The sequence below is a fragment of the Paracoccus sp. R86501 genome, from assembly GCF_042466435.1.
Lineage (GTDB): Bacteria > Pseudomonadota > Alphaproteobacteria > Rhodobacterales > Rhodobacteraceae > Paracoccus.
On the sequence record NZ_JAXHPZ010000001.1, the window covers coordinates 454,108 to 479,405 of the forward strand.

The following is a 25,298-nucleotide window of genomic DNA, read 5'->3' on the forward strand; positions in this document are numbered from 1 at the left end:
TTCGCAATGTTCCGCCCGACAAACAGCCGTGCTAAAGGGCCGCAAATGCAGCAGGAGGCGCGATGTACGAGATCTGCCCCGAAACCCCGGCCGATCTGCCCGAGGTCGAAGCCCTCTATGATCTGTGTTTCGCGCCGGGCCGTACGGCGTTGTCCTCCTATCGCCTGCGCGACGGGGTGCCGCGCGTGGCCGATCTGTGCCTGTCGCTGCGCAGCGACGGCATCCTGACGGCGGCGATTCGCTTCTGGCCGGTGCGTGTGGCGGGCCAGTCGGTGCTGTTGCTTGGCCCCATCGCCGTCCACCCGACCGCGCAGGGCGAAGGCCTGGGGGGCCTGCTGATGCGCGACAGCCTGACGCGCGCGACGCGGATGGGGTTCGATCGCGTGCTGCTGGTGGGGGATGCGCCCTATTATTCGCGCTTCGGCTTTCAGCGGTTGGACGACGTGCTGATGCCGCCGCCCACCAACCCCGACCGCGTCCTGGGGCTGGAACTTAGGCCGGGGGCTTGGGTTGGGGTCACGGGCGATGTCGAACGCGAGCCTGCAGACCAGCCCGCACCGCCGCCCGTTTCCGGCTATGACGATTGTGTCGTGGTCGAACACCCGAAAGAAGACAGTGATGACGCCGCAAACGCCTCAGGTTCTTCCGCCGATCGCTGACCCCTCGGTTCACGCCCAGATCGACCGTCTGGCGCTGCGATACGTGAAGGCCCAGGGGTTGGCGATGCAGATGATGGCGCGTCTTGGCAATGGCGCCGAGGGGCTGATCCAGCGCCTGCCGTCCTTTGTGCGCAACCGGCTGGACGGGGCCACGCGGGCGGCGCTGACACGGGCCTTCTCTGCCGCCTCGGGCAGCCGGCGCGTGCTGCGCGACCGGGGCGATCTGTTCAACCGGATGCTGTCCACCGCCAGCGGCGCGGCGGGTGGCGCGGCCGGTTTCGCCGGTGCCTTGGTCGAACTGCCGTTCACTGTGACCCTGCTGCTGCGGGCGATGCTGGACATTGCTGCCGAACATGGCTTGGACCCCGACAGCGAGGAGGTGCGCCTGGAATGCCTGCGCATCTTTGCGGCCGCGGGCCCGATGACGACCGACGACCAGACGGACCTGGGTCTGTTGGCGGCCCGGCTGTCGGTCAGCGGGCAGACGGTGCAAAGCCTTGTCAGCAAGGTGGCCCCGCGGCTGTCGGTATCCCTGGGGCAGAAAATGGCGGCGCAGGCGGCCCCCGTCTTCGGCGCGGTTGCCGGGGCGTCGATCAACTTCATCTTCGCGCGCTATTACCAGGAACTGGCCCGCGTGCATTTCGGGTTGATGCGGTTGGCCAAGGAAACCGACCTGCCGCCCGAAGCCCTGACCGAGGCCCTGCGCCTGTCCATCGACGCGCGTCAGACCCGCTGATCAGTCCTCCTGCGTATCCAGCGACAGGGGCGCGGCCTTGGCCAGCAGATCGTCGGTTAACAGGGGGCCTTCGGGGCGGGCCAGCCGCGCCTTGGTCACCCAGTACAGCCGTTCCTGCGCCCGCGTGATCGCCACATAGGTCAGACGCTTCCACAAGGGCACGCCGGCCTCGGTCCGGTTCGACCAGGCGGCGGCGCTGATGTCGGGGCCAAAGACCTGCACCTGCGGCCATTGGCTGCCCTGCGCCTTGTGGACCGTGACGGCAGCACCATGCAGGAAGGCAGCACCCATGCGCGCAGCGAAGGGGATGAAGGGCTCTTCCTGATCCGGCATCTCGATCTTGACGATGGAGGCGGCGGACAGGCGCGGGTCCTCGGCGCCGATGACATGCAGGCGTGAAAACCCCGGCTTGCGGCCCGGCCCCAAATAGACGACCTGCGCGCCCTTGATCAGGCCGCGCGCCTCCAGGTCGATGCGCTTTTTGCGGTGCTTCAGCGGCAGCTCCAGCCCGTCGCAGATCAGCGGCTCGCCTGGCAACAGCGCATCGCCCGGCGCACCAAAGGCAGTGCGGAAGGCGTGGATCAGCCGGATACGGGTGGCATTACGCCAGACCAGTACGGGGCTGCGCGCCATCAGGTCGCTTTCCACCCGTTCGGCCCAGACCACGCGGTCGTCCTTGCGGGCGGCGGCGCGGATCATGCTTTCGAAATCCTCGAAGTTCAGCTGATCGTCGGCCAGCGCATGGGCCAGATCCAGGATGGGGCTGTCGTCCGCCTGCCGGTGGATACGGTTCAAATACAGGCGCTGCGGCGCGGCCAGCTTGTCGAAGACCATTTCGCCGGATTGCCCGACCGGTGCCAACTGGGCGGGATCACCGAACAGGATCAGCGTAGGAAAAATCTCGCGCAGGTCCTCGAACTGCTTTTCGTCCAGCATCGAGGCTTCGTCGATCAGCCCGACATCCAGACCATCCTCGCGTCGTTTCCAGCCGCGGATGAAATCCGACCCGCGCAGACCCGCGGTCGCCAGCGCACCGGGGATGGATGTGTGGATGTCGTAAAACGCTTTGGCCTTGTCCAGCGCGGTGTCGGACAGCCCTTCGATCACCGGACGATCGCCGGTGCCGGTCAGCCATTCCGCGATCTTTTCGTATTCCGGGTCATAGACCGGCGTGTACAGAATCCGGTGGATGGTCGTTGCCGGAACCCCGCGCATCCGCAGGACGAAGGCGGCCTTGTTGGTCGGCGCCAGGATTGCGACGCTGCGCCGGTCCTTGCGGCGGCGGCCTTCGTAATCGGGGCTGATCAGTTCGACCCCCGATTCCAGCAGCGCCTTGGTGATCTGCGACAGCATCAGCGTCTTGCCGGAGCCCGCCTTGCCGATCACCGCCATGACCCGACCTTTGCCCGATTGCGGGGGGTGGATCTCTTCTGCGATGATGTCGATGCCGGCCGCGCCGAAGGTCTCGGCCAGCGCATCCCATGCGTCGGCCTGATCGGGCGAAAGAGTTGGGGCGGGTGCGGGGATGTTCATGGCCTCCACTTAGCCTGCCTTGCGCCAAAGGCAAAGTGGCCCGCAACTTTTCATGGCGTCCTTGCGTGTCTTGGACCACCAGAAAGGACATGCCGCGATGATCGAGCTGTTTTTCGTCACCTGCCTGACATCCGATCCGGACCGCTGTCTGGACCACAGCCTGTTGTTCGAGGAACAGAACGGGCTGATGACCTGCATGCTGCAAAGCCAGAACGAGCTGGCCCGCTGGATGGAAACCCACCCGCGTGAACAGGTGCGCGAATGGAAATGCCGCTATGCCGGAGAGGCCGACCGCAAGGCCTGAGCCCTATCGCTGCCCGTTTGCGCGCCATAATGCCCATGGGGTTGCCGTAAAATCACGCGAAATACGGCGCGGCGGGCCTGCAGCCCCTTGCCGGTTTGGAGGGAATCACCCCGCGCGGCATGCTGACAGGATGGGAGGGCAACTGACAGGACTTGCCCATGATCGAACTGCTTTTCGTCGCCTGCATGTCCGGCGATCCCCAAAGCTGCCGCGACCGCAGCATGGTCTTCACCCAGGATATCGGCCTGATGGGCTGCATGATGGGCGCGCAGGCCCAGCTGGCCAAATGGACGCAGACGCATCCCGGCCAATCCATCAGCGGCTGGAAATGCCGCATTGCCGGTGCGGATGGTCGCGCCGCGTGACGGGGCGGGCCGCCCATGTGGACGGCCCGCCTGATCGTTCAGCCGTGACCCGGTTCCAGCGCGTCTTCAAAGGTGCGCAACCCGGTGCGGGGCGATTGGACCAGCACCGACATATTGCCGGGCTTATGTTCGTTGCGGAACATCTTCATATGCGCGGCCGGGATATCGGCCCAAGGGAAAACCTCGGACATGCAGGGATCCAGACGGCGTTCCAGCATCAGCTTGTTGGCGGCGCTGGCTTGCTTCAGATGCGCGAAATGGCTGCCCTGTACGCGCTTCTGGTGCATCCACAGGTAGCGCACGTCGAAGGTGCAGTTGAAGCCCGTGGTGCCCGCGCAGATCACGATCATGCCGCCCTTCTTGCAGACCAGCGTGCTGACCGGGAAGGTGGCCTCTCCGGGGTGTTCGAAGACGATGTTGACGTTGTTGCCCTTGCCGGTGATGTTCCAGATGGCGGCGCCGAACTTGCGCGCCTCGGTGAACCACTCCTTGTATTCGGGGGTGTTCACTTTGGGCAGCTGGCCCCAGCATTTGAAGTCCTTGCGGTTGATGACGCCCTTGGCCCCAAGGCCCATGACGAAATCGCGCTTGTCTTCTTCGCTGATGACGCCGATGGCATTGCCGCCCGCCGCGTTGATCAGCTGGATCGCATAGGACCCCAAACCGCCCGAGGCACCCCAGACCAGCACGTTCATGCCGGGCTTCAGCTCATGCGGTTCATGGCCGAACAGCATCCGGTATGCGGTGGCCAGCGTCAGAGTATAGCAGGCCAATTCCTCCCATGTCAGGTGCTTGGGGCGGGGCATCAGCTGCTGGGACTGGACGCGGGTAAACTGGGCAAAGCTGCCGTCGGGGGTCTCGTATCCCCAGATGCGCTGCGTGGTGGAAAACATCGGGTCGCCGCCGTTGCATTCCTCGTCGTCGCCGTCGTCCTGGTTGCAGTGGATCACGACCTCGTCGCCGACCTTCCAGCGCTTGACCTTGTCGCCCACCGCCCAAACGATCCCCGAAGCGTCCGATCCGGCGATATGATAGGGCTGCTTGTGCACGTCAAACATGCTGATCGGCTGGCCCAGACCCGCCCAGATCCCGTTATAGTTGACGCCCGCCGCCATCACCATGACCAGCACCTCATTGCTGTCGATGGCGGGGGTGTCCACGACCTCGGGCTGCATGGCCTTGTCGGGTTCGCCCTGACGTTCACGGCGGATGGTCCAGGCATGCATTTGTGCAGGCACATGGCCAAGCGGAGGCATCTCACCCACGGCATAGAGATCCTTGACCGGTGCGTCATAGGGGGCAATCGGGGTCGGTGCGTCGAGGGCCATCATACTCTCCTGTCATGTGCCGCAGCGCAGAATCGCCGGGTCGATTTCCAAGTTGCTACGATAGGAAGCGCAACAATGCAACATTAAGTGGGTACTATAAGCAATTTTGTGTCGTCAAGGAATGTCCGGCGCCGCAGTGCGGCGAATTGACGTGGTATCATTGTTTCTGTATCGATATCCGTGCCGAAACATTATTGCGAGGTTAAGTGATGGCCCAGAAGGACAAACCCTGGCTGTTCCGCACCTATGCGGGCCATTCCACGGCTGCCAAATCGAACGAACTATACCGCACGAACCTGTCCAAGGGTCAGACCGGCCTGTCGGTGGCTTTCGATCTGCCCACCCAGACCGGCTATGACAGCGATCACGTGCTGGCGCGGGGCGAGGTCGGTAAGGTCGGCGTGCCGGTCTGTCATCTGGGCGATATGCGCGCCCTGTTCGACCAGATCCCGCTGGATCAGATGAACACCTCGATGACGATCAATGCGACCGCGCCCTGGCTGCTGTCGCTCTATATCGCTGCCGCGCAGGAACAGGGGGCCGATATCGCGGCACTTCAGGGCACGGTGCAGAACGACCTGATCAAGGAATATCTGTCGCGCGGCACCTATATATGCCCGCCGAAGCCGTCTTTGGCGATGATCACGGATGTGGCGGCCTATACACGCGAACATCTGCCCAAGTGGAACCCGATGAACGTCTGTTCCTATCACCTGCAAGAGGCTGGCGCGACGCCCGAACAGGAACTGGCTTATGCGCTGGCGACCGCGGTGGCCGTGCTGGACGACCTGAAGGGCAAGGTGCCTGCCGAGGATTTCCCGGCCATGGTCGGGCGCATCAGCTTCTTCGTCAACGCGGGCATCCGCTTCGTGACCGAGCTGTGCAAGATGCGCGCCTTTACCGAGTTGTGGGATGAAATCACCCGCGACCGCTATGGCATCGAGGAGGAGAAATACCGCCGCTTCCGCTATGGCGTGCAGGTCAACAGCCTTGGGCTGACCGAGCAGCAGCCGGAAAACAACGTCTATCGCATCCTGCTGGAGACGTTGGCCGTGACGCTGTCGAAGAATGCCCGGGCGCGGGCGGTGCAGCTGCCTGCCTGGAACGAGGCCCTGGGCCTGCCGCGCCCATGGGACCAGCAGTGGTCGCTGCGGATGCAGCAGATCCTGGCCTATGAGACCGACCTGCTGGAGTTCGGCGATCTGTTCGACGGCAACCCGGTGATCGAGGCCAAGGTCGATGAGCTGAAGGCGGGTGCGCGGGCCGAGCTGGAGCTGCTGGACAAGATGGGCGGCGCGATTGCCGCCATCGACTACATGAAGTCGCGGCTGGTCGAATCGAATGCCGCGCGCCTTGGGCGGATCGAGACGAATGAGACGGTGGTGGTGGGCGTGAACCGCTGGCAGCAGGCCGAGCCTTCGCCGCTGACGGCGGGGGATGGCGGGATCATGGTGGTCGATCCGGCGGTCGAGCAGGATCAGATCGCGCGGCTGGAAGAATGGCGGGCCGGTCGGGATGCCGGTGCCGTTGCAGAGGCGCTGGAGGTACTGCGGGCGGACGCTGCGGCGGGGCGGAACGTCATGCCTGCATCCATCGCCGCGGCGCGTGCCGGGATGACGACCGGCGAATGGGCAGGCGTCATGCGGCAGGTGCATGGTGAATATCGCGGGCCGACGGGGGTCTCGGCCAGCCCGTCGAACCAGACCGAGGGGCTGGAGGATATTCGCGAGGCCGTGGATGCGGTCAGCCACAGGCTGGGGCGACGGCTGAAGTTTCTGGTCGGCAAGCCGGGGCTGGATGGTCACTCCAACGGGGCCGAGCAGATCGCATTTCGCGCGCGCGATTGCGGCATGGACATCACCTATGAGGGGATCCGTCTGACGCCCGAACAGATCGTCGCGCGGGCAGGGGAAGAGGGCGCGCATGTGATCGGGCTGTCGATCCTGTCGGGCAGTCACCTGCCGTTGATCCGCGATGTGATGCAGCGCTTGGCCGAGGCGGGGCTGGGGCATCTGCCGGTGATTGTGGGTGGCATCATTCCCGATGAGGACGCGGTTGCACTGACACGGATGGGCGTGGCGCGGGTCTATACCCCCAAGGATTTCCAGCTGAACACCATCATGCGCGACATCGTCACCTTGGTCGAACCAGCCGAAGCGGTCGCCTGATCTGCGTCCCGCGAATGCCGGGGGGCTGCGCGCCCCCCGGACCCCCGCGGGGTATTTCCGACAACCAAAAAATGCGAAACGCCGCCCCGAGGGGCGGCGTTTGTCTGTCTGCGATGGTCAGGGCTATCAGAAGCCGAGGCCTGCATATTTGGATTTGAACTTGGTGACGCGGCCGCCAGCATCCATGAGGCGGGTGGAGCCACCGTTCCAAGCAGGGTGCGAGGTCGGGTCGATGTCCAGCGTCATCGAATCGCCTTCTGCGCCCCAGGTCGAACGGGTCTGGTAGGTGGTCCCGTCGGTCATCTTGACCTCGATCATGTGATAATCGGGATGGATATCGTTTTTCATCTCGTGACCTCGGTTCAGGCTTTCGCGTCGGTTTTGGGGCGGTAGTTGGTTTTCTCGACAATACGTGCCGATTTACCACGACGGTCGCGCAGATAGTACAGCTTGGCGCGACGGACTTTACCGCGACGGACAACTTCGATCGAATCGATGTTGGTCGAATAGAGGGGGAACACACGTTCCACGCCTTCGCCGAAGCTGATCTTGCGCACGGTGAAGCTGGCTGCGATGGTGCTGCCGCCCTTGCGCGAGATGCAGACGCCCTCGTAGTTCTGGACGCGCGAGCGGGTGCCCTCGGTCACTTTGTAGCCGACACGGATGGTGTCGCCTGCCTTGAAGTCGGGAATATTCTTGCCAAGCTCGGCGATTTGCTCGGCTTCGAGTTCTGCGATCAGATTCATCGCTGCTAATCCTTATCATGCTCGCGGTGGTTCCGCGATTGGTCTGATGCGCCCGAGCGCTGTCGGTCCTTTGCCGGGTCCACATGCGTTTCCGCATATGCCCGCCACAGATCGGGGCGGCGTTCCTTGGTCAGCCGTTCGGCCTCACTTGCACGCCATTTGGCAATGGCCGCGTGATTTCCCGACAACAGGATGTCGGGGATCTGGCGGTCTTCCCAAAGGGCGGGCTTCGTGTACTGAGGGTGTTCAAGAAGACCCCGGTTGCCGACGGAAAAGGATTCCTCGGCCAGCGAATCCTGATTCCCCAGCACGCGCGGTATAAGCCGGACTGTCGTGTCGATCAAGACCTGAGCGGCGATCTCTCCTCCGGTCAGGACATAATCGCCGATGCTGATCTCCTCGATGTCATGGGCGTCCAGAACGCGCTGGTCGACGCCTTCGAAACGGCCGCAGATCAGGATGACGCCGTGGCCTTGCGCCAGTTCGCGGGCGCGGGCTTGCGTCAGGGGCTTGCCGCGGGGCGACATGTAGATCACCGGCAGGCGTGCGCCGCGTGATGCATCACGAATGGCGGCATCCATGACATCGGCGCGAATGACCATGCCCGCGCCACCACCCGCAGGGGTGTCATCGACGTTGCGATGCTTGCCGGTGCCGAATTCGCGCAAGGGGATGGTCTGGATATTCCACAGGCCCTGCGACAGCGCCTTGCCGGTTAGCGACAGGCCAAGGATGCCGGGGAAGGCTTCGGGGAACAGGGTGATGACGCGCGCGGTCCACGCACCCTGAACCTGGGGTTCAGCCATCAGTTCGCGCGGACGCAGGGTCGCGCTGATCGACAGGCGGCCATGCGATTTCGGCGGTTGGGTCATTCGTCGGCGCCGGGCGGGTCGGCCACGATGCGGCGGGCGGCCAGATCGACGGTCGGCACGATGGCCTTGGTAAACGGCAGCATCAGGATGTCCTTGCCGCCGATGATCTCGAGGATATCACCCGCACCGTGGTCATAGATGGCGCGCACGCGGCCAAGCGATTGGCCGCCGGTGTCCACGACATCCAGACCGATCAGGTCGGCATGATAGAATTCATCGTCGGGCAGCGAAGGCAGGGCATCGCGCGGTGCCCAGAGCGTCATGCCCTTCAGGGCCTCGGCCTCTTCACGGGTGGCGATGCCTGTCACGCGGGCGCCGATGCCGCCGGTGACCGAACGGGTCAGCGAGACGGTGAAGGACCGCTTGCCATCCTCGGATGTCAGCGGCGTGTAATTTGCGATGTCGGACGGTTCGGCGCAGAAGCTTTTCAGCCGGACTTCGCCATGGACCCCGAAGGCCCCGGCGATCGCGCCGACACAGATGCGGTCGTCAGCCATTCTTTGCCTCCTGGTTGGTGTCTGGCGGGGTTGCCCCCGCCAGCAGATATCACTCGGCTTCGGCCGGAGCAGCAGCTTTCGCCGCACGCTCTTCTGCGCGCTTGGCGGCTTTCTTGCCGGGGACGGCTTTCTTCATGTTCTTGCGCTCGGCCTTTTCCTTGACGCCGGCAGCTTCCAGGAAGCGTGCGACGCGGTCGGTCGGCTGTGCGCCCTGACCCAGCCAGTACTGGATACGCTCGATATCCATCTTGACGCGGTCTTCGCTGTCTTTGGCCAGCAGCGGGTTATAGGTGCCCAGCTTTTCCAGGAAGCGGCCGTCGCGCGGCATGCGCGAATCGGAAGCGACGATGGCATAGTGAGGGCGCTTTTTGCTGCCACCACGGGCAAGGCGGATTTTCATGGACATGGGTAGTCTCCTTGGAAAGTCTTTGGACGCGATGCGTCAGGGTTGCAGGCGTTCATGGTGCCGAATGACTTCGGCGATCACGAAATTCAGGAATTTGCGCGCGAATTCCGGGTTCAGATCGGCCTCGCGCGCGAGGCGTTCCAGCCGCTCGATCTGTTGCGCTTCGCGCGTCGGATCCGAGGGAGGAAGGTCGTGTTCGGCTTTGAGTTTGCCGACGGATTGGGTGTGCTTGAACCTTTCGGCAAGCGTATAGACCAGAATGGCGTCCAGACGGTCGATGCTGGCGCGATGTCCGGCCAGAATTTCAGCGGCGCGCAGGGCCTGTTCGGGTGTATCGGTCATGGTCATTTCTTTCCGAAAAGACCGCCGAGGCCACTGGGAAGACCGGCCTTGCCCAGCTGTCCGCCAAGACCCTTGGGGTCCTGCAGCATCTTCTGAGCTTCGGCCATCTTTGCCGGGTCCATGTTTTCCATGTCGGGCAGGCCACCGCCCTTGCCGGTCATGGCGCGCATGGCTTGCTTCATCATGCCACCCTTGCCCATCTTGCCCAGCTTTTTCATGGTGTCGGCCATCTGCTTCTGCATCTTCAGCAGCTTGTTCAGGTCGGACACCTGCAGGCCCGCGCCGGCGGCGATGCGCTTCTTGCGGCTGGCCTGCAGAAGGTCGGGGTTGGCCCGTTCCTTCTTGGTCATGGAATTGATCAGCGCCATCTGGTGGGCGACGGCCTTGTCGTCAAAGCCCGAGGCTTCGGCCTGCTTGGCCATCTTGGCCATACCCGGCATCATCGACATGACCGACTGCATGCCGCCCATCTTCTGCATCTGCTCCAGCTGGCCGCGCAGGTCGTTCATGTTGAACAGACCCTTCTGGAAACGCTTCATCATGCGTTCGGCCTGCTCGACCTCCAGCACCTGTTGCGCCTTTTCGACCAAGGCGACGATGTCGCCCATGCCGAGGATGCGGCCAGCGACGCGTTCGGCGTCGAAGGTTTCCAGCGCGTCCATCTTTTCGCCAAGGCCGACAAAGCGGATCGGCTTGCCGGTGACGGCGCGCATCGACAGGGCCGCACCGCCGCGACCGTCGCCGTCCATCCGGGTCAGGGCGACACCGGTGATGCCGACCTTGCCGTCGAATTCGGTGGCGACGTTGACGGCGTCTTGACCGGTCAGGCCATCGACGACCAGAATGGTTTCGCGGGGCTGGGCGATGTCGCGGACAGCCTGCACTTCGTCCATCAGGACTTCGTCGATATGCAGACGACCGGCGGTATCCAGCAGGAAGACGTCATAGCCGCCCAAGGATGCCTGCGTCTTGGCGCGCTTGGCGATCTGCGGGGCGGTCTCGCCCTTGACGATCGGCAGCGTGTCAACGCCGATCTGCTGACCCAGAATGGCCAGCTGCTCCATCGCGGCGGGACGGTTGGTGTCCAAAGACGCCATCAGAACGCGCTTCTTTTCGCGGTCCTTCAGGCGCAGCGCCAGTTTGGCGGTGGTCGTGGTCTTGCCCGAGCCCTGCAGACCGACCATCAGGATCGGCGCGGGCGGGTTGTCGATGCGCAGCGCGTCGGGGGCATCTTCGCCCTGCAGCACCTTGATCAGCTCGTCATGGACGATCTTGACGACCTGCTGGCCGGGGCTGACCGATTTGGTGACCGCGGAACCCGTCGCCTTGGCCGTGACCGATTTCACGAAGCTGCGCGCGACCTGCAGGGACACGTCGGCCTCCAGCAGGGCGATGCGCACTTCGCGCATGGCGGCGGTGACGTCGTCTTCAGTCAGGGCACCTTGCTTGGTCAGCCGGTCGAAGACGCCGCCCAAACGGTCGGAAAGGTTCTCGAACATAAGCCGGGCCTCCTGCGGTCCAAATACGGTTTTGCCCCCGTGGGCGCGACGCGCTGACGGGGGGCGATCCCCGCACCTGACGGGGACCGGAAGGCTATCCTTCCGGGAATCGAGGGTCTGATACGCAGAAACGGCCCCCAAGTCAACCTTGGGGACCGTTTCATGTCACGTGGCAGATCAGGCGGCGATCTGGTCCATAGCATCCTTGGCGCGGGCGAAGGAGGCGTCGCGATCCATCATCAGGCGGTCGGCGGCCACGAAGGACACGTCGGTGATCCCCAAAAAGCCCAGCATGTGGCGCAGATAGCCCGATGCGTGGTCCATGTCCGAACCGAAGGGCGTGCCGCCCGAAGCATAGACGACGATGGCGCGCTTGTTCTTCAACAGGCCCTCGGGGCCATTGGCGGTGTACTGGAAGCTGACGCCGGCGCGGGCGATCTGGTCCAGCCAGTTCTTCAGCTGCGCAGGCAGGGCAAAGTTATAGACCGGCAGCGCGATGACCAGCGTATCGGCGTCCTGCACTTCCTTCAGCAGGGCATCGGAATCCGCGACGCGGGCCTTATGTGCCTCGGTCGGGTTGTCGACGCCGACGCGGACGGCCTCGAACCAGGTGCTGTCGATGGCGGGCACGCCGGCGTTCAGGTCGCGATAGGTGACCGTGGCGTCGGGGTTCGCCTGCGTCAGGCGGGCGGTGATGTCGGCGGTCAGCTGGCGGGTGACCGAGGCTTCGCCGGTGACGGCGCTGTCGATGTGGAGGATGTGCATTTGCGGCTCCTTGAGGATTATGTTGTTGGAATCGACTTATGCCTATGCACCTGCGAACGTAAGGCCGATAATCGCGCAGCACCTGTGCAGGAGCGCACATGAAGATCGACAGTTGGGACGACATCCGCGTGGCGCTGGCCGTGGCACGCACCGGAACCGTCAGCGGGGCCGCCGCCGATCTGGGCGTGCATCATGCGACCGTGATCCGGCGCATCGATGCCCTTGAGGCAGCCTTGCAGGCCCGCCTGTTCCAGCGCCACCCGCGCGGCTATGCCCTGACCGAGGCGGGACGGACCCTTCTGGCAACGGCGGATATGACCGACCAGCGTTTCGCCCAGATGGCGGCCCAGATCGCGGGCAGCGGCCAGCGGATCGAGGGCGAGCTGATCGTCACCGTCGTTCCCGAACTGGCCTGTCTGGTCATGCCCCGGCTGGCCGGTCTGATGACCCGCCATCCCGACCTGCGCATCAGCTATCTGACCGATGCGCGGCTGTTCCGCTTGGCTTCGGGCGAGGCGCATGTCGCCATCAGGGCAGGGTCCAGACCCACGCAGCCCGATTACGTCGTCCTGTCGATGGGCAGCATCACGATGGGACTGTTCGCCACGCAGGAATATCTGGACCGATACGGGCCGGTGAACGACCTGCGCGACCACCGCTTTGCCCTGCCGGGCCCCGAGGCGCGCAATGCCCCTTTCATGCGCTGGCTGGAAACCCGGCTGGAACCACGCAACATCGCGCTGACCGCCAATGACGCCGACGCCCGAGAGATGGTGATCCGCCAAGGGCTGGCCGTTGGTCCCCTGTCGCCCGACCGGTCCCACGGGCTGATCGAGGTGATGTCCCTGCCGGAATGGGAAAGCGATCTGTGGGTCGTCAGTCACGTCGATCTGCACCGCACCCCCAAGGTGCAGGCGGCGCTGGCGGCCCTGCGACAGCCCGCCTGAGGGGCCTTTCGCTTGTCCGCGCCCTGAGGCAGGCTGCGCCCCGGAGGAGAACGCAATGACCCATCCCATCAGCCGCTTTGCCGTCCCCGAACTGGACAGCCTTCCGCCCGACATCCGGGACACCATCACCAAGGTGTCGGAAAAATCGGGCTTCGTGCCGAATGTCTTTCTGGCGCTGGCCCATCGCCCGGCCGAATTCCGCGCCTTCTTCGCCTATCACGATGCGCTGATGGACAAGGACGAGGGTCTGACCAAAGCCGATCGCGAATTGATCGTCGTGGCGACCAGCGGGCTGAACCGCTGCCAGTATTGCGTCGTGGCCCATGGGGCGATCCTGCGCATCCGCGCCAAGGACCCGCTGATCGCCGATCAGGTGGCGGTGAACTGGCGCAAGGCCGATCTGACCGACCGTCAGCGGGCCATGCTGCGCTATGCCGAAAAGGTAGCGCTGGCAGCGCAGGATATCGAGGACGCCGATCATCAGGCGCTGGCACAGGCGGGCTTCACCCCCGACGAGGTCTGGGACATCGGCGCCATCGCCGCCTTCTTCGGCATGTCGAACCGGCTGGTCAACGCGGGCGACATCCGCCCCAACGACGAATTCTACATGCTGGGCCGCCAGCCATGAGCGCCGCCGCATCCCCCGGCATCAGCACCCGCATGGAGGCCGCCGATTGGGCGCTGCTGCTGCTGTTGTCGCTGATCTGGGGCGGGTCCTTCTTTCTGATCGGCGTGATCGTCGGACATCTGCCGGTCATCAGCATCGTCGCCATCCGCGTCGCCGTCGCGGCGCTGGTCCTGTGGAGCGTCGTCTTCGTCACCGGACGCCCCATCCCGCGCGGGGCCGACCTCTGGGGGGCGTTTTTGGTGATGGGGGTGCTGAACAACGCCATCCCATTCGGGCTGATCGTCTGGGCGCAAACCTCGATCCCGGCGGGGCTGGCCTCGATCCTGAACGCGACGACGCCGCTGTTCACGGTGCTGGTTTCGACCCTTGTTCTGACCGACGAACGCGCCAGCCTGACGCGGCTGGCAGGGGTCGCGACGGGACTGGGCGGGGTTGCGGTGATGATCGGGCTGGACAGCATGTCCGGGGGCCACGGGATGCTGCCGCAGGTGGCGATGCTGGCGGCGGCGATCAGCTATGCCTGCGCGGCGGCCTTTGGGCGGCAATTCCGCAGGCGCGGCATCGACCCGGTGGTCACGGCGGCGGGCATGGTCACCGGCTCCAGCGTCGTGCTGCTGCCCTTGGCGCTGACGGTCGATGGCTTGCCGACGATGGATGTGCCGGGTCGGGTGTGGCTGGCGGTGCTGGTTCTGGGGGCACTCTGCACCGGTCTGGCCTATGTGCTGTTCTTCCGCATTCTGGGACGGGCAGGGGCCACGAACATCTCGCTTGTGACCTTCCTTGTGCCTGTCTCGGCGATCCTGCTGGGCTGGCTGTTCCTTGGCGAAAGCCTTGGCGTGGTGCAGCTGTTGGGCATGGCGGTGATCGGGCTGGGTCTGGCGATGATCGACGGGCGGCTGATCGGGCGGGCTGCGCCGCCGGCGTGACCATATCGCGACGCTGCTCCTACATTCGTGATCCGGTCGCGCGCGGTGACTTTCCATCGTCTCGTCCGACAGTTAGGTTCGCGCCAGGGGACAGGACAAGAGGCGGCCAGTGGCGCATATCATCGTGGTCGGAAACGAAAAGGGCGGGTCGGGAAAATCGACCACGTCCATGCATGTGACCACCGCTTTGGCGCGCATGGGACATACCGTCGGCGGTCTTGATCTGGACGTGCGCCAGCGCAGCTTTGCGCGCTACCTGGAAAACCGCAGCGCGTTTCGTGCCCGCGAAGGCTTTGATCTGCCCATGCCGGTCATGGCGCAGCTGGGCGAAGGGTCGGACCCACTGACCCCCGCGCTGGAGCTGTTGGAAAAGCAGTGCGACTTCATCCTGCTGGATTGTCCGGGGTCGCATACCCGCCTCAGCCAGATGGCCCATACCGTCGCTGATACGCTGATCACCCCCATGAACGACAGTTTCGTCGATTTCGACCTGTTGGCGCGGATGTCGCCGGACGGTCAGGTGCTGGGCCCGTCGATCTATGCCGAGATGGTCTGGAACGCCCGCCAGATGCGCGGGCAGGCGGGGGCGGGGCCCATCGACTGGCTGGTGCTGCGCAACCGCCTTGGCACCCAGCAGATGCACAATAAGCGCAAGGTCGGGGGCGCGCTGGCGTCGCTTTCCAAGCGCATCGGGTTTCGCGTCGCTCCGGGCTTTTCCGAACGCGTCATTTTCCGCGAATTGTTCCCGCGTGGCCTGACGCTGCTGGACCTGAAGGATGTCGGTACCGAAACCCTGTCGATGTCGCATATCGCGGCGCGTCAGGAATTGCGCGACCTGATCACCGAATTGAACCTGCCGGGCGTCTCGGTCACCTTCTAGGAACCGCCCCCCACCCCTTTGCATTGATTGGCCGACATGAAGCAAAGGCAAAGGAGTCCACTCATGGCCAACATCCTGATCATGGCATCCGACGGGTTCGAACAATCCGAACTGTTCGTGCCTCTTGAACAACTGAAGGCCGCCGGTCACGAGGTTCACATCGCCGCCCCCGACGTGGGCGACATTCGCGCGTGGGACACCGACGACTGGGGCAAGACCGTCAAGGCCGATTTGGCCATCGCGGATCAGACCCCCGACGGGTTTGACGCGCTGGTTCTGCCGGGCGGCGTCATCAATCCCGACAATCTGCGCGTCAACGACAAGGCCATCGGTCTGATCAAGGCATTTGCCGATGCGGGCAAGCCCGTTGCCGCTATCTGCCACGCGCCGTGGCTGTTGGTCGAGGCCGGTCTGGCCAAAGGCCGCAAGATGACAAGCTTTACCTCGATCCGCAGCGACATCCGCAATGCGGGGGCCGAGGTGCTGGATCAACCGGTGGTTGAGGATCGCGGTGTCATCACCAGTCGCAATCCCGATGATCTGGACGATTTCGTCAAGGCGATCGTCGCCAGTCTGACCTGAGGGCATATCGCCAACTGAGATGACAAAGGCCGCGTTCCGGAAACGGACGCGGCCTTCAGTCTGTCTGACGCAGCAAGCCCCCGGGCTATTTCCGGGCCAGGCCTTCTTTCTTGCAGTAGCCATCTGCAACGGGGATGGACATGCCGTCAGGCGCATCGGTCGCGCGGTCCCATCCGGTCATCGATTGGGTGTACAGCTGGCAGGTCACCTGACCCGATGGCGTATCGACCATCACGGGCGCGGATTCGAAATCCTTGGGGGTGCAGGCACCGACGGTGGCGACGGCGATCAGCGGGAATGCGAGCATCCGGATCATCACGATCCTCCTTTGTCAAAGTTGCAGGGGCTTGGGTGATACCTGTCCGGCCGCATGCGCGACCTGACAAAGACCACAGGCGGCAAGGCTAATATGCCCCGCCGCCTGTGTCGATGTTATCAGCCTTTTCAGACCCCTGACCTGCCTGAAAAGTCAGGCCAGCATGCCGATCGGGTTTTCCAGATGGGCCACGATGGCCTCCAGCAGCTGGGCACCCATCGCGCCGTCGATCACCCGGTGGTCGACCGACAGGGTCATCGACATCACGTTGCGGATGACGACCTGATCGCCTTCGACGACCGGAGTCTTGACGCCTGCGCCGACCGCAAGGATCGCGCCATGCGGCGGGTTGATGACGGCATCGAAATTCTCGATCCCGAACATGCCCAGATTGCTGATCGCAAAACTGCCGCCCTGATATTCATGGGGGGCAAGTTTCTTGGACTTGGCGCGACCGGCAAGGTCCTTCATCTCGGCCGAAAGGGTGGACAGCGTCTTTTGATGCGCATCCTTCAGGACCGGAGTGAACAGACCGCCGTCGATGGCCACGGCCACCGCGACATCCGAAGGCGTCAGCTTCAGGATGCGGTCGCCTGCCCAGACCGCATTCGCATCCGGCACCTGCTGCAGCGCCAAGGCCGAAGCCTTGATGATGAAGTCGTTGACCGACAGCTTGACGCCGCGACCTTCCAACTGCTTGTTCAGCGTGGCGCGGAATTCCATCAGGGCATCCAGCTTGGCCGAACGACGCAGATAGAAATGCGGGATGGTCTGCTTGGCCTCGGTCAGACGCGCGGCGATGGTGCGGCGCATGCCGTCCAGCTGAACCTCGGTCGTCTCGCGGTCGGCGTACATCTTGATGACGGCATCGGTGGACAGACCCTTGGGTGCCTGCGCCGGTGCAGCAGCGGCCGCCGCGGGGGCAGCAGCTTCAGCGGATTTGGCCGGTGCAGCGCCCGCCTTGGCGTTTTCGACATCGGATTTGACGATTCGTCCGCGCGGGCCGGAGCCCGTGATGTTGGACAGGTCCAGACCTTTGTCGGCCGCAATGCGGCGCGCCAGCGGCGATGCGAAGATGCGGGTGCCATCGGCCTTGGCAGCCGGTGCCGCAGCCTTGGCGGGCGAAATATCGCGATCCGCCTCGCCCTGCACTTCGCGCGGGGCTTCGGCAGGGGCGCTGTCGGCTTTCGCCTCGGCCTTGGGGGCCGAGATGTCGTCGGCGGATTCGCCGTCCTCCAGCAGGACGGCAATGGCGGTGTTGACCGCCACGCCGGAGGTACCTTCGGCGATCAGGATCTTGCCGATCTTGCCTTCGTCGACGGCTTCAAACTCCATCGTGGCCTTGTCGGTCTCGATCTCGGCGAGGATATCGCCGGATTTGACCTCGTCGCCCTCTTTCACCAGCCATTTGGCCAGCGTGCCTTCCTCCATCGTGGGGGACAGCGCGGGCATCAGGATTTCCGTGGGCATCGCGTTGCCTCCCTTACTTGTAGGTGACTTTTTTCACGGCTTCGACGACCTCGGCGGGCGTGATCAGCGCGTGCTTTTCAAGATTTGCGGCATAGGGCATCGGCACATCCTTACCGGTGCAGTTGATGACCGGCGCGTCCAGATAGTCGAACGCGTTCTCCATCAGCCAGGCCGAGATGTGGTTGCCGATCGATCCGACGGGGAAGCCTTCCTCGACGGTGACGCAACGGTTGGTCTTCTTGACCAATTCCAGGATCGAACCGTAATCCAGCGGGCGCAGGGTCCGCAGGTCGATCACCTCGGCCTCGATGCCCTCCTCGGCCAGTTTTTCGGCGGCTTCCAGCGCGTGGGCCATGCCGATGCCGAAGCTGACGATGGTCACGTCGTCACCCTTGCGGGCGATGCGGGCCTTGCCGAAGGGAATGGTGAAATCATCCATGTCCGGCACTTCGAAGCTGCGACCGTAGAGGATCTCGTTTTCAAGGAAGATCACCGGGTTCGGGTCGCGGATCGCCTGCTTCATCAGGCCTTTGGCGTCGGCTGCCGAATAGGGCATGACGACCTTCAGGCCGGGGATGGCGGCAAACCATGCGGTATAGTCCTGGCTGTGCTGGGCACCCACGCGGGCGGCAGCGCCGTTCGGACCGCGGAAGACCATGGCCGCACCCATCTGACCGCCCGACATATACAGCGTTTTGGCAGCCGAGTTGATGATGTGATCCATCGCCTGCATGGCGAAGTTGAAGGTCATGAACTCGACGATCGGACGCAGACCGGCCAACGCGGCCCCCGTGCCGATACCGGCGAAACCGATTTCGCTGATCGGGGTGTTGACGACGCGGCGCGGACCGAATTTGTCCAGCAGGCCTTGGCTGATCTTGTAGGCACCTTGGTATTCGCCGACCTCTTCGCCCATCAGGAAGACGGTGTCGTCGCGTTCCATTTCTTCGGACATGGCCTCGCGCAGCGCTTCGCGCACGGTCATGGTCTTCATCTTCGTGCCCTCGGGCCAGTCGGGGCTGGTGTCGGGGGCAGGGGTCTTGACCTCTTCCACGGCCGAGGTCGTGGGCTTTTCGGCAGGCGCGCTTTCGGCAGGTGCCGCAGCTTCGGCCGGGGCCTTGATGTCGTCGGCGCTTTCGCCCTCTTCGATCAGAACGGCGATCGGAGTGTTCACTTTCACGCCCTGTTCGCCTTCCTGCACCAGGATCTTGCCAAGGATGCCTTCATCGACAGCCTCGAACTCCATGGTGGCCTTGTCGGTCTCGATCTCGGCCAGGATGTCGCCGGATTTGACCTCGTCGCCTTCCTTCTTCAGCCATTTTGCAAGTGTGCCCTCCTCCATCGTGGGGGACAGGGCGGGCATCAGGATTTCGGTAGCCATGTTACGTCACCCCCTCAGGCGTTTTCTTCGGCACTGCCCTGCGGCAGTTCGGCAGCATAGATGTCGGTCCAAAGCTCTTCCAAGGCCGGCTCGGGGCTTTCCTTGGCGAACTCGGCAGAGTCGTTGACGACGTCCTTGATTTCCTTGTCCAGCGCCTTGAGTTCTTCTTCCGAGGCGTGCTTGCCTTGCAGCAGCAGCTCGCGGATGTTCTCGATCGGGTCGCGTTCGTCGCGCATCTTCTGGACTTCTTCGCGGGTCCGGTACTTGGCCGGGTCCGACATCGAGTGTCCACGATAGCGATAGGTCATCACTTCCAGGATATAGGGGCCCTTGCCCGCACGGCAGTGGGCCACGGCCTTTTCACCTGCTGCCTTCACCGCCATCACGTCCATGCCGTCGACCTGCTCACCCTCGATGCCGAAGGCCTGACCGCGACCGAACAGCGTCGTCGACTTGGTCGAGCGCTTGACCGAGGTGCCCATGGCGTACTGGTTGTTCTCGATCACGAAGATGACCGGCAGATCCCATTGGGCGGCCATGTTGTAGGTCTCATAGACCTGACCCTGGTTCGCGGCGCCATCACCGAAATAGGTGAAGGTGACGTTGTCATTGCCCAGATATTTGTCGGCGAATGCCAGGCCCGCACCAAGTGGCACCTGCGCGGCCACGATGCCGTGGCCGCCATAGAAGTGCTTTTCGCGGCTGAACATATGCATGCTGCCGCCTTTGCCCTTGGAGTAGCCGCCCTCGCGGCCGGTCAGCTCGGCCATGACGCCGCGGGCTTCCATGCCGCAGGCCAGCATGTGGCCGTGGTCGCGATAGCTGGTGATGCGCTTGTCGCCTTCCTTGGCGCAGGCTTCCAGCCCCACGACGACAGCTTCCTGACCGATGTAAAGGTGGCAAAAGCCGCCGATCAGACCCATGCCGTAAAGCTGTCCGGCCTTTTCCTCGAATCGGCGGATCAACAACATGTCACGATAATATTGCAGCAGCTCGTCCTTCGAAACGTTCGAAGGCGCCTCCGATTGGGGGCTGGGTTTCCTGGCCATGCGGCGTATCCTCCTGGAGCGTGGTAGGGATAGTTCAGCGTTAAACTAATCCGTAACCCATTGCTCGCAGCCGTGCAATGCCGGTCAAAATGACCTGCACGTCGCCTTTGGGACAGGGCTAGCGCAGGATGATTTCATCCGAACGCAGCAGGCCCAGCACCTCTCGGGCGCGTTCGTCCAGCAGATCCATGTCCAGATAATCGTCCGACAGGCGGTGGGTCAGGTTCTGGATCTGCTCGACCTCGGCCTGCAAGGCGTCGCGCTGGCTTTCCAGATCGGCCGTCTCGGCCTCGATCTGGATGCGGCGCAGGATGCCCGAGGGCCCCTGAACGGCCGCGAAGGCGAAATAGAGACCGAGGGCGCAGATGACGACAAGATAGACGGTCGCGCCGATCGACAGGCGTTGAGGCATGGGGCTGTTCCTTCTGGCACTGCAGATCATGCCACAGCGCAACCGACGGGGGAATCCCCGTCAGCTAACCTGTCACGCGCGGTTGCGAAAGACCGCTTCCAGACGGCGGGCTTCCTCGGTCAGACCCCAAGGCGGGTTGATAACGAACATGCCGGACCCGATCATCGAATGGCCGTCGCGGGCGGGCGGGAAGTGAACTTCGGACAGCAGCGCCCCGGGGAACTGGCTGGTCAGCTGTGCCGTCATCGCCAGATGCCGGTGATCGGTCAGGATCGGATACCACAGCGCGATGACGCCAACATTCCACTTGCGCGCCAAGAGGCCGATCTGGCGCGGAACGATGTCGTATTCGGCCTTGATCTCGTAGCTGGGGTCGATCAGCAGCATGCCGCGGCGCGGGGTGGGCGGGCATTGCGCCTGCGCCATCTCGAACCCGTCGCGGGCGTGCAGGGTGGCGAAACCGGCAACTGCGCGCAGGGCCTGATGTTCGGCGGGGTGCAATTCGGCCAGATGGATGCGGTCATCGGGACGAATGAAATGCGCGGCGACCAGCGGCGATCCCGGATAGACGTCCGGCCCGCGCGATTTGCGGATGGCCGTCAGCGCATCCATCAGCGGGTGATCGTCCGGCAACCAGTCGTCGGCAAGGGCGCGGGTGATGCCGGCGTCGGCCTCGCCCGTCTTGCGGGCTTCGGGGCCGGTCAGGTCGTAAAGGCCGCGACCCGCATGGGTTTCCAGATAGGACAGCGGTTTGTCCTTGCGGCCAAGATATTCCATGGCGACCGCAAGCAGCGCGTGCTTGTGCAGATCGGCCAGGTTTCCTGCGTGATAGGCGTGTTGATAACTGAGCATGACCCACGCTTAGCGCCCTTCGGCGGGCGCGGAAAGCCGTCAATCGGCGCGTTTAAGTTCGGATCGGCTTTTCAGCACGCGGTCGCCGTCGTCCTGTTCGATCAGATAGGCGGGATCGTCCTTGCTGGCATTGCGGGTGACGGTGCTGCCCTTGATCTGGCGGCTGACATCCTCGCGGAAGATCTGGGTGATCTTGCCGGTCGCTGAATGGCCTGACCAATCCCATTCGACCTTGGTTCCCTTGCGCAAAATCATGATGCCTCCGGATCGCATGTTCCAAAGGGAATGCGCGACGTGGGGCAGGGTTCCGCTGAAATGAAAATGCGGCGACCCCAGGGAGGAGGAGGGGGTCGCCGCGAAACGCTGGCCCAGGGAGGAGGAGGGGCCGCGTTTTGGGTGCGGTGCAGCCAGGGAGGAGGAGGGCCGTCACCGCGAACACCGGGGTCTCAGGGAGGAGGAGGAGACCCGGCGTATGCTTTTGCCGCGAATAAGGCGGCTATGTCTGATGCGGCGACCCCAGGGAGGAGGAGGGGGTCGCCGCGCAACGCTGGCCCAGGGAGGAGGAGGGGCCGCGTATGGGGTGCGGTGTCAGCCAGGGAGGAGGAGGGCTTTCACCGCGAACACCGGGGTCTCAGGGAGGAGGAGGAGACCCGGCGTAACCGTGTGCCGCAAATGGGGCGGCTATGTTGTTTGCGGCGACCTCAGGGAGGAGGAGGAGGTCGCCGCTATCCGCTGGTAACCCGGGGAGGAGGATCGGGTTCCGGCGTAACTTTGGGCGACATCCCCAGGGAGGAGGAGAAAGGGATGTCGCCAGTCCCGACCACAGGGAGGAGGAGGTGGTCGGGAATTCGAATTCTTACTGGGCCGAGCCGTATGCGGCTTCGCGTGCCAGGCGGGTGATCATGGTGCGGTTGATGCCCAGATCGTCCAGATCGCGGGTGGTCAGCGCATTCAGTTCACGCACGGTCTGGCGGTAAACGGCGCGGCGTGCGCGGTTTTCCTGCATCCGCTGGATCGCGGTCAGCATGCGACCACGAAGACCGGTGTTGACGGTGACGTTCTGTGCTTGGGCGAAAACAGCCATGGTGGGTATCCTTTCGGTTCATCTCGTCTGCCGGACCCGGATTGGTTCGGCGTTTCGTTGTGATGAAGATGGACTTTGCGACCGCATTGCACAACGCACGGTTTGCGAATGCTGCCATGCAGCAAACGCATGACTGTTGCTGACCTATCTGCCGCCTTGCTGATGAAATATCGTCATAAAATTGAAACAGTACATTCGTTAGCGATCACGCTGCAGCTGCAAAATCCCAATAATTGAAAGCGGTTAGCGGCCTTGGCGGCCAGTTTGTCGCAGGGGTGTTGAGGTGCCGACTTCTGTGCTTCATGGTGTCCAGCAAACAAGACACAGGTTTCCCACATGCCCGTCACCCGCGAAGCGATCCTTACGGCAATCTCGGATATTCCCCTTCCGCAGGGGGGAACACTGGGTGAGGCCGACATTGTCAGGGCCATTTCCATCGATGCGGGGACCGTGCGATTCGTCCTCGAGGTCGAGAATGCCGCCACCGCCAAGGCCTATGAGCCGGTCGAGGCCGAAGCAAAGGCCCGCATCGCGGCCATGCCCGAGGTCACCGTCGTCCATATCGTCATGACCGCCCCCGCCAAGCCCGCGCCCCCCAAGGCGGTGTCAGGCGAGGCGCCGTCCCTGAAGATCGGTGGCCATGCCAAGCCGCAATCGGGCCCGCAGGCAATCCCCGGTGTGAAGAACATCATCGCCATCGGATCGGGCAAGGGCGGCGTGGGCAAATCTACCGTCACCTCCAACCTTGCGGTGGCCCTGGCCAAGGCCGGTCGCAAGGTCGGTCTGCTGGATGCCGACATCTATGGTCCCTCGCAGCCGCGCATGATGGGGCTGTCGGGGCGTCCGGCCAGTCCTGATGGCCAGCGCATCGAACCGCTGCATGCGCATGGCGTCACTGTCATGTCCATCGGGCTGATGCTGAAGGAAGGCGAGGCACTGGTCTGGCGCGGTCCCATGCTGATGGGCGCCCTGCAGCAGCTGTTGCAACAGGTGAACTGGGGCGAGCTGGACGTGCTGCTGATCGACCTGCCGCCCGGCACCGGCGACGTACAGTTGAGTCTGTGCCAGAAGGCGCCGGTCACGGGGGCGATCATCGTCTCGACCCCGCAGGATGTGGCGCTGCTGGATGCGCGCCGCGCAATCGACATGTTCGGCAAGCTGAAGACCCCTGTTCTGGGGCTGATCGAGAACATGTCTTCTTATATATGCCCCAGTTGCGGCCATGAGGCGCATCTGTTCGGCCACGGAGGCGTCGCGGCCGAAGCCGAAACCCTTGGTCTGCCCTTCCTGGGCGAACTGCCGCTGGAGCTTGAGGTCCGTCTTGCCGGTGATTCCGGTCGTCCGGTCGCCTTGGGCGAAGGCAAGGTCGCAGACGCCTATGGGCGACTGGCCGATCGTCTGGTGCAGGGCGGCATCGCCTGACCGTTCGGGAATTAACGGGATGGCAGGGAAATTACGGGAGGTCGCGGTCTGCGGCCTCCCTTTTTCGTGAGCGGCCGTGATCGAAGATTAAGATTTTGTGAATCCCGGCGCAGTTCGGACTTGAACTGTGGCGAACTGTGCCGAACGTGCCGCAGTCGGCCAAAAAACGGCAGGCGCCGAGATCTTCCACATCTAGTGTTGTTTAAATGCAACTATACCACAGGTTGCGGAAAATCGCCCGGCGGAATTGATTCGACGCAGTATATGCAGGTTTTTGCATCGGCGGAATGCGGTGCATGGCCCAATAATACCGTTGCTTCCCATGAATTCCCATGTCACAACCGGATCACGAAAACGGGCAGTGAAACGGGGCAAAAAGATCCCGCGAAGACGAAGCAGACTTCATGCAGGCAACCGTTTTCCAAACAGACCGGCCCGCGCGTGCGAGCAGCACCAACCCCAAGGTGGCGCGCGACAGGGCTGGCGACCAACCCCGCAAAGGGGCCCGGGTAACGGGAACGAGGGCGGCGGATCGGGCAGTGGCAGCAGCTCGGTCCGCCCTTTCTCTTTCGGATGACCGGAAGAGGCAGGACAGTGAGGGCGGGCGCAAAGGTGGCGCGAAAGTTCAGAGGCACCGAAACCGTCAAGGTTGACAGCAAGGGTCGCATGTCGATTCCCGCGCGCCTCAGACGTGTTTTCGACGCCGGTGACCCGGGTTTCGCATCAGCCAATACCGGACGCACGCAACTGGTCGCCGTCTATGGTCCCGATTGGTGGAACTGGCTGGAACTCTACAGCATCGACGCCGTCGAAGAGATCGACGAGCAGATCGACCGCCTGACCCGTGGCAGCCAGGAACGCCGCTGGCTGGAGTTGCTGATGAACGGACAATCCACCGATCTGGAAATCGACCGCGAAGGCCGTCTGGTCCTGCCGGCGAAGCTGCGCGACAAGCTAGGCTTTGCCGAAGGGTCGGAAACGATCTTCGAATCGCGCGGCGATTACGTTCAGGTCTATGCGCCGGAATCGCGTCCCAAGGACGTCGAGGCGCTTGAGGAATTCACCGCACAGCACGGGCCCGGTTTCGACCCCCGTGCTTTCCTGCATCAATCAGAACAGGGGTAAGCCC

30 protein-coding genes are annotated in these 25,298 nt (G+C 63.6%); 12 read left to right on the plus strand and 18 right to left on the minus strand.

What is annotated here, in order from left to right:
- Nucleotides 1-62 precede the first annotated feature (62 nt).
- Both SJY40_RS02315 and SJY40_RS02320 read left to right on the plus strand, forming a co-directional pair.
- Nucleotides 63-659, plus strand: coding sequence for a GNAT family N-acetyltransferase (locus SJY40_RS02315; protein WP_378942268.1), 597 nt, complete (start codon nt 63-65; stop codon nt 657-659).
- Nucleotides 619-1,395, plus strand: a complete 777-nt coding sequence (locus tag SJY40_RS02320) for an EcsC family protein (RefSeq protein WP_378942271.1) — start codon at nt 619-621, stop codon at nt 1,393-1,395. Before SJY40_RS02315 ends, SJY40_RS02320 begins: the two co-directional genes overlap by 41 nt.
- Here the strand turns inward: SJY40_RS02320 and SJY40_RS02325 are convergent, their stop codons facing one another.
- On the minus strand, nt 1,396-2,928 hold the full coding sequence (locus tag SJY40_RS02325; RefSeq protein WP_378942273.1) for an ATP-dependent RecD-like DNA helicase: 1,533 nt from the start codon (nt 2,926-2,928) through the stop codon (nt 1,396-1,398).
- Nucleotides 2,929-3,025: 97 nt separating this feature from the next.
- Between SJY40_RS02325 and SJY40_RS02330 the strand changes: the two genes are divergently transcribed.
- The gene (locus SJY40_RS02330) at nt 3,026-3,232 is read left to right on the plus strand and encodes a hypothetical protein (RefSeq protein WP_378942275.1); all 207 of its coding nucleotides are present in this window, start codon (nt 3,026-3,028) and stop codon (nt 3,230-3,232) included.
- A 158-nt stretch (nt 3,233-3,390) separates the two neighbouring features.
- Nucleotides 3,391-3,597, plus strand: a complete 207-nt coding sequence (locus tag SJY40_RS02335) for a hypothetical protein (RefSeq protein WP_378942277.1) — start codon at nt 3,391-3,393, stop codon at nt 3,595-3,597.
- 38 nt (nt 3,598-3,635) lie between these two features.
- On the opposite strand, the gene ccrA is transcribed toward SJY40_RS02335, so the two are convergent.
- Nucleotides 3,636-4,925, minus strand: coding sequence for a crotonyl-CoA carboxylase/reductase (gene ccrA, locus SJY40_RS02340; protein WP_378942280.1), 1,290 nt, complete (start codon nt 4,923-4,925; stop codon nt 3,636-3,638).
- A 209-nt stretch (nt 4,926-5,134) separates the two neighbouring features.
- On the opposite strand from ccrA, the gene SJY40_RS02345 reads away from it, so the two are divergent.
- Nucleotides 5,135-7,093: a methylmalonyl-CoA mutase family protein gene (locus SJY40_RS02345; RefSeq protein ID WP_378942282.1), complete on the plus strand. Its 1,959-nt coding sequence runs from the start codon at nt 5,135-5,137 to the stop codon at nt 7,091-7,093.
- A gap of 126 nt (nt 7,094-7,219) precedes the next feature.
- On the opposite strand, the gene rpmE is transcribed toward SJY40_RS02345, so the two are convergent.
- The 8 genes from rpmE to SJY40_RS02385 all read right to left on the minus strand — a co-directional run bounded on the left by rpmE (nt 7,220) and on the right by SJY40_RS02385 (nt 12,220).
- Nucleotides 7,220-7,441, minus strand: coding sequence for a 50S ribosomal protein L31 (gene rpmE, locus SJY40_RS02350; protein WP_378942285.1), 222 nt, complete (start codon nt 7,439-7,441; stop codon nt 7,220-7,222).
- A 14-nt stretch (nt 7,442-7,455) separates the two neighbouring features.
- The gene (gene rplS, locus SJY40_RS02355; protein WP_072298491.1) at nt 7,456-7,839 is read right to left on the minus strand and encodes a 50S ribosomal protein L19; all 384 of its coding nucleotides are present in this window, start codon (nt 7,837-7,839) and stop codon (nt 7,456-7,458) included.
- 5 nt (nt 7,840-7,844) lie between these two features.
- Entirely contained in the window at nt 7,845-8,711 is an 867-nt protein-coding gene (gene trmD / locus SJY40_RS02360) for a tRNA (guanosine(37)-N1)-methyltransferase TrmD (RefSeq protein WP_378942288.1), read from the minus strand.
- Nucleotides 8,708-9,208 (minus strand): ribosome maturation factor RimM, encoded by a 501-nt coding sequence (gene rimM / locus SJY40_RS02365; RefSeq protein ID WP_378942290.1) that lies wholly within the window; start codon nt 9,206-9,208, stop codon nt 8,708-8,710. Before rimM ends, trmD begins: the two co-directional genes overlap by 4 nt.
- Before the next feature lie 49 nt (nt 9,209-9,257).
- Nucleotides 9,258-9,614: a 30S ribosomal protein S16 gene (gene rpsP, locus SJY40_RS02370; RefSeq protein WP_108503345.1), complete on the minus strand. Its 357-nt coding sequence runs from the start codon at nt 9,612-9,614 to the stop codon at nt 9,258-9,260.
- Nucleotides 9,615-9,650: 36 nt separating this feature from the next.
- The gene (locus tag SJY40_RS02375) at nt 9,651-9,956 is read right to left on the minus strand and encodes a chorismate mutase (RefSeq protein WP_378942292.1); all 306 of its coding nucleotides are present in this window, start codon (nt 9,954-9,956) and stop codon (nt 9,651-9,653) included.
- A gap of 2 nt (nt 9,957-9,958) precedes the next feature.
- Nucleotides 9,959-11,455 (minus strand): signal recognition particle protein, encoded by a 1,497-nt coding sequence (ffh, locus tag SJY40_RS02380; RefSeq protein WP_378942296.1) that lies wholly within the window; start codon nt 11,453-11,455, stop codon nt 9,959-9,961.
- A 177-nt stretch (nt 11,456-11,632) separates the two neighbouring features.
- Nucleotides 11,633-12,220 (minus strand): FMN-dependent NADH-azoreductase, encoded by a 588-nt coding sequence (locus SJY40_RS02385; protein ID WP_378942298.1) that lies wholly within the window; start codon nt 12,218-12,220, stop codon nt 11,633-11,635.
- Nucleotides 12,221-12,318: 98 nt separating this feature from the next.
- Between SJY40_RS02385 and SJY40_RS02390 the strand changes: the two genes are divergently transcribed.
- The 5 genes from SJY40_RS02390 to SJY40_RS02410 all read left to right on the plus strand — a co-directional run bounded on the left by SJY40_RS02390 (nt 12,319) and on the right by SJY40_RS02410 (nt 16,183).
- A complete protein-coding gene (locus tag SJY40_RS02390; protein WP_378942300.1) occupies nt 12,319-13,167 on the plus strand; it encodes a LysR family transcriptional regulator in 849 nt (282 codons plus the stop codon).
- A gap of 55 nt (nt 13,168-13,222) precedes the next feature.
- On the plus strand, nt 13,223-13,795 hold the full coding sequence (locus tag SJY40_RS02395; protein WP_378942303.1) for a peroxidase-related enzyme: 573 nt from the start codon (nt 13,223-13,225) through the stop codon (nt 13,793-13,795).
- Nucleotides 13,792-14,721, plus strand: coding sequence for a DMT family transporter (locus tag SJY40_RS02400; RefSeq protein WP_378942305.1), 930 nt, complete (start codon nt 13,792-13,794; stop codon nt 14,719-14,721). The genes SJY40_RS02395 and SJY40_RS02400 overlap by 4 nt, the downstream gene beginning before the upstream one ends.
- A gap of 109 nt (nt 14,722-14,830) precedes the next feature.
- Entirely contained in the window at nt 14,831-15,601 is a 771-nt protein-coding gene (locus SJY40_RS02405; protein WP_378942307.1) for a division plane positioning ATPase MipZ, read from the plus strand.
- A gap of 63 nt (nt 15,602-15,664) precedes the next feature.
- A complete protein-coding gene (locus SJY40_RS02410) occupies nt 15,665-16,183 on the plus strand; it encodes a type 1 glutamine amidotransferase domain-containing protein (RefSeq protein ID WP_378942310.1) in 519 nt (172 codons plus the stop codon).
- An 85-nt stretch (nt 16,184-16,268) separates the two neighbouring features.
- Here the strand turns inward: SJY40_RS02410 and SJY40_RS02415 are convergent, their stop codons facing one another.
- From SJY40_RS02415 to SJY40_RS02450, 8 genes are all read right to left on the minus strand, one after another.
- On the minus strand, nt 16,269-16,499 hold the full coding sequence (locus SJY40_RS02415; protein ID WP_378942312.1) for a hypothetical protein: 231 nt from the start codon (nt 16,497-16,499) through the stop codon (nt 16,269-16,271).
- 153 nt (nt 16,500-16,652) lie between these two features.
- The gene (locus SJY40_RS02420; RefSeq protein WP_378942315.1) at nt 16,653-17,969 is read right to left on the minus strand and encodes a pyruvate dehydrogenase complex dihydrolipoamide acetyltransferase; all 1,317 of its coding nucleotides are present in this window, start codon (nt 17,967-17,969) and stop codon (nt 16,653-16,655) included.
- Between the two features lie 13 nt (nt 17,970-17,982).
- Nucleotides 17,983-19,350, minus strand: coding sequence for a pyruvate dehydrogenase complex E1 component subunit beta (locus SJY40_RS02425; RefSeq protein WP_378942317.1), 1,368 nt, complete (start codon nt 19,348-19,350; stop codon nt 17,983-17,985).
- Nucleotides 19,351-19,364: 14 nt separating this feature from the next.
- Nucleotides 19,365-20,399: a pyruvate dehydrogenase (acetyl-transferring) E1 component subunit alpha gene (gene pdhA, locus SJY40_RS02430; protein ID WP_378942319.1), complete on the minus strand. Its 1,035-nt coding sequence runs from the start codon at nt 20,397-20,399 to the stop codon at nt 19,365-19,367.
- A 118-nt stretch (nt 20,400-20,517) separates the two neighbouring features.
- On the minus strand, nt 20,518-20,811 hold the full coding sequence (locus SJY40_RS02435; protein ID WP_378942321.1) for a septum formation initiator family protein: 294 nt from the start codon (nt 20,809-20,811) through the stop codon (nt 20,518-20,520).
- Between the two features lie 72 nt (nt 20,812-20,883).
- Nucleotides 20,884-21,663, minus strand: coding sequence for a 23S rRNA (adenine(2030)-N(6))-methyltransferase RlmJ (locus SJY40_RS02440; RefSeq protein ID WP_378942323.1), 780 nt, complete (start codon nt 21,661-21,663; stop codon nt 20,884-20,886).
- A gap of 39 nt (nt 21,664-21,702) precedes the next feature.
- A complete protein-coding gene (locus SJY40_RS02445) occupies nt 21,703-21,918 on the minus strand; it encodes a DUF2945 domain-containing protein (protein WP_378942325.1) in 216 nt (71 codons plus the stop codon).
- Nucleotides 21,919-22,519: 601 nt separating this feature from the next.
- Nucleotides 22,520-22,747, minus strand: a complete 228-nt coding sequence (locus SJY40_RS02450; RefSeq protein WP_378942327.1) for a DUF1127 domain-containing protein — start codon at nt 22,745-22,747, stop codon at nt 22,520-22,522.
- 336 nt (nt 22,748-23,083) lie between these two features.
- On the opposite strand from SJY40_RS02450, the gene SJY40_RS02455 reads away from it, so the two are divergent.
- Nucleotides 23,084-24,169, plus strand: a complete 1,086-nt coding sequence (locus SJY40_RS02455) for a P-loop NTPase (protein ID WP_378942329.1) — start codon at nt 23,084-23,086, stop codon at nt 24,167-24,169.
- 573 nt (nt 24,170-24,742) lie between these two features.
- On the plus strand, nt 24,743-25,294 hold the full coding sequence (locus tag SJY40_RS02460; protein ID WP_378942332.1) for a division/cell wall cluster transcriptional repressor MraZ: 552 nt from the start codon (nt 24,743-24,745) through the stop codon (nt 25,292-25,294).
- The last annotated feature ends 4 nt before the right edge of the window (nt 25,295-25,298 follow it).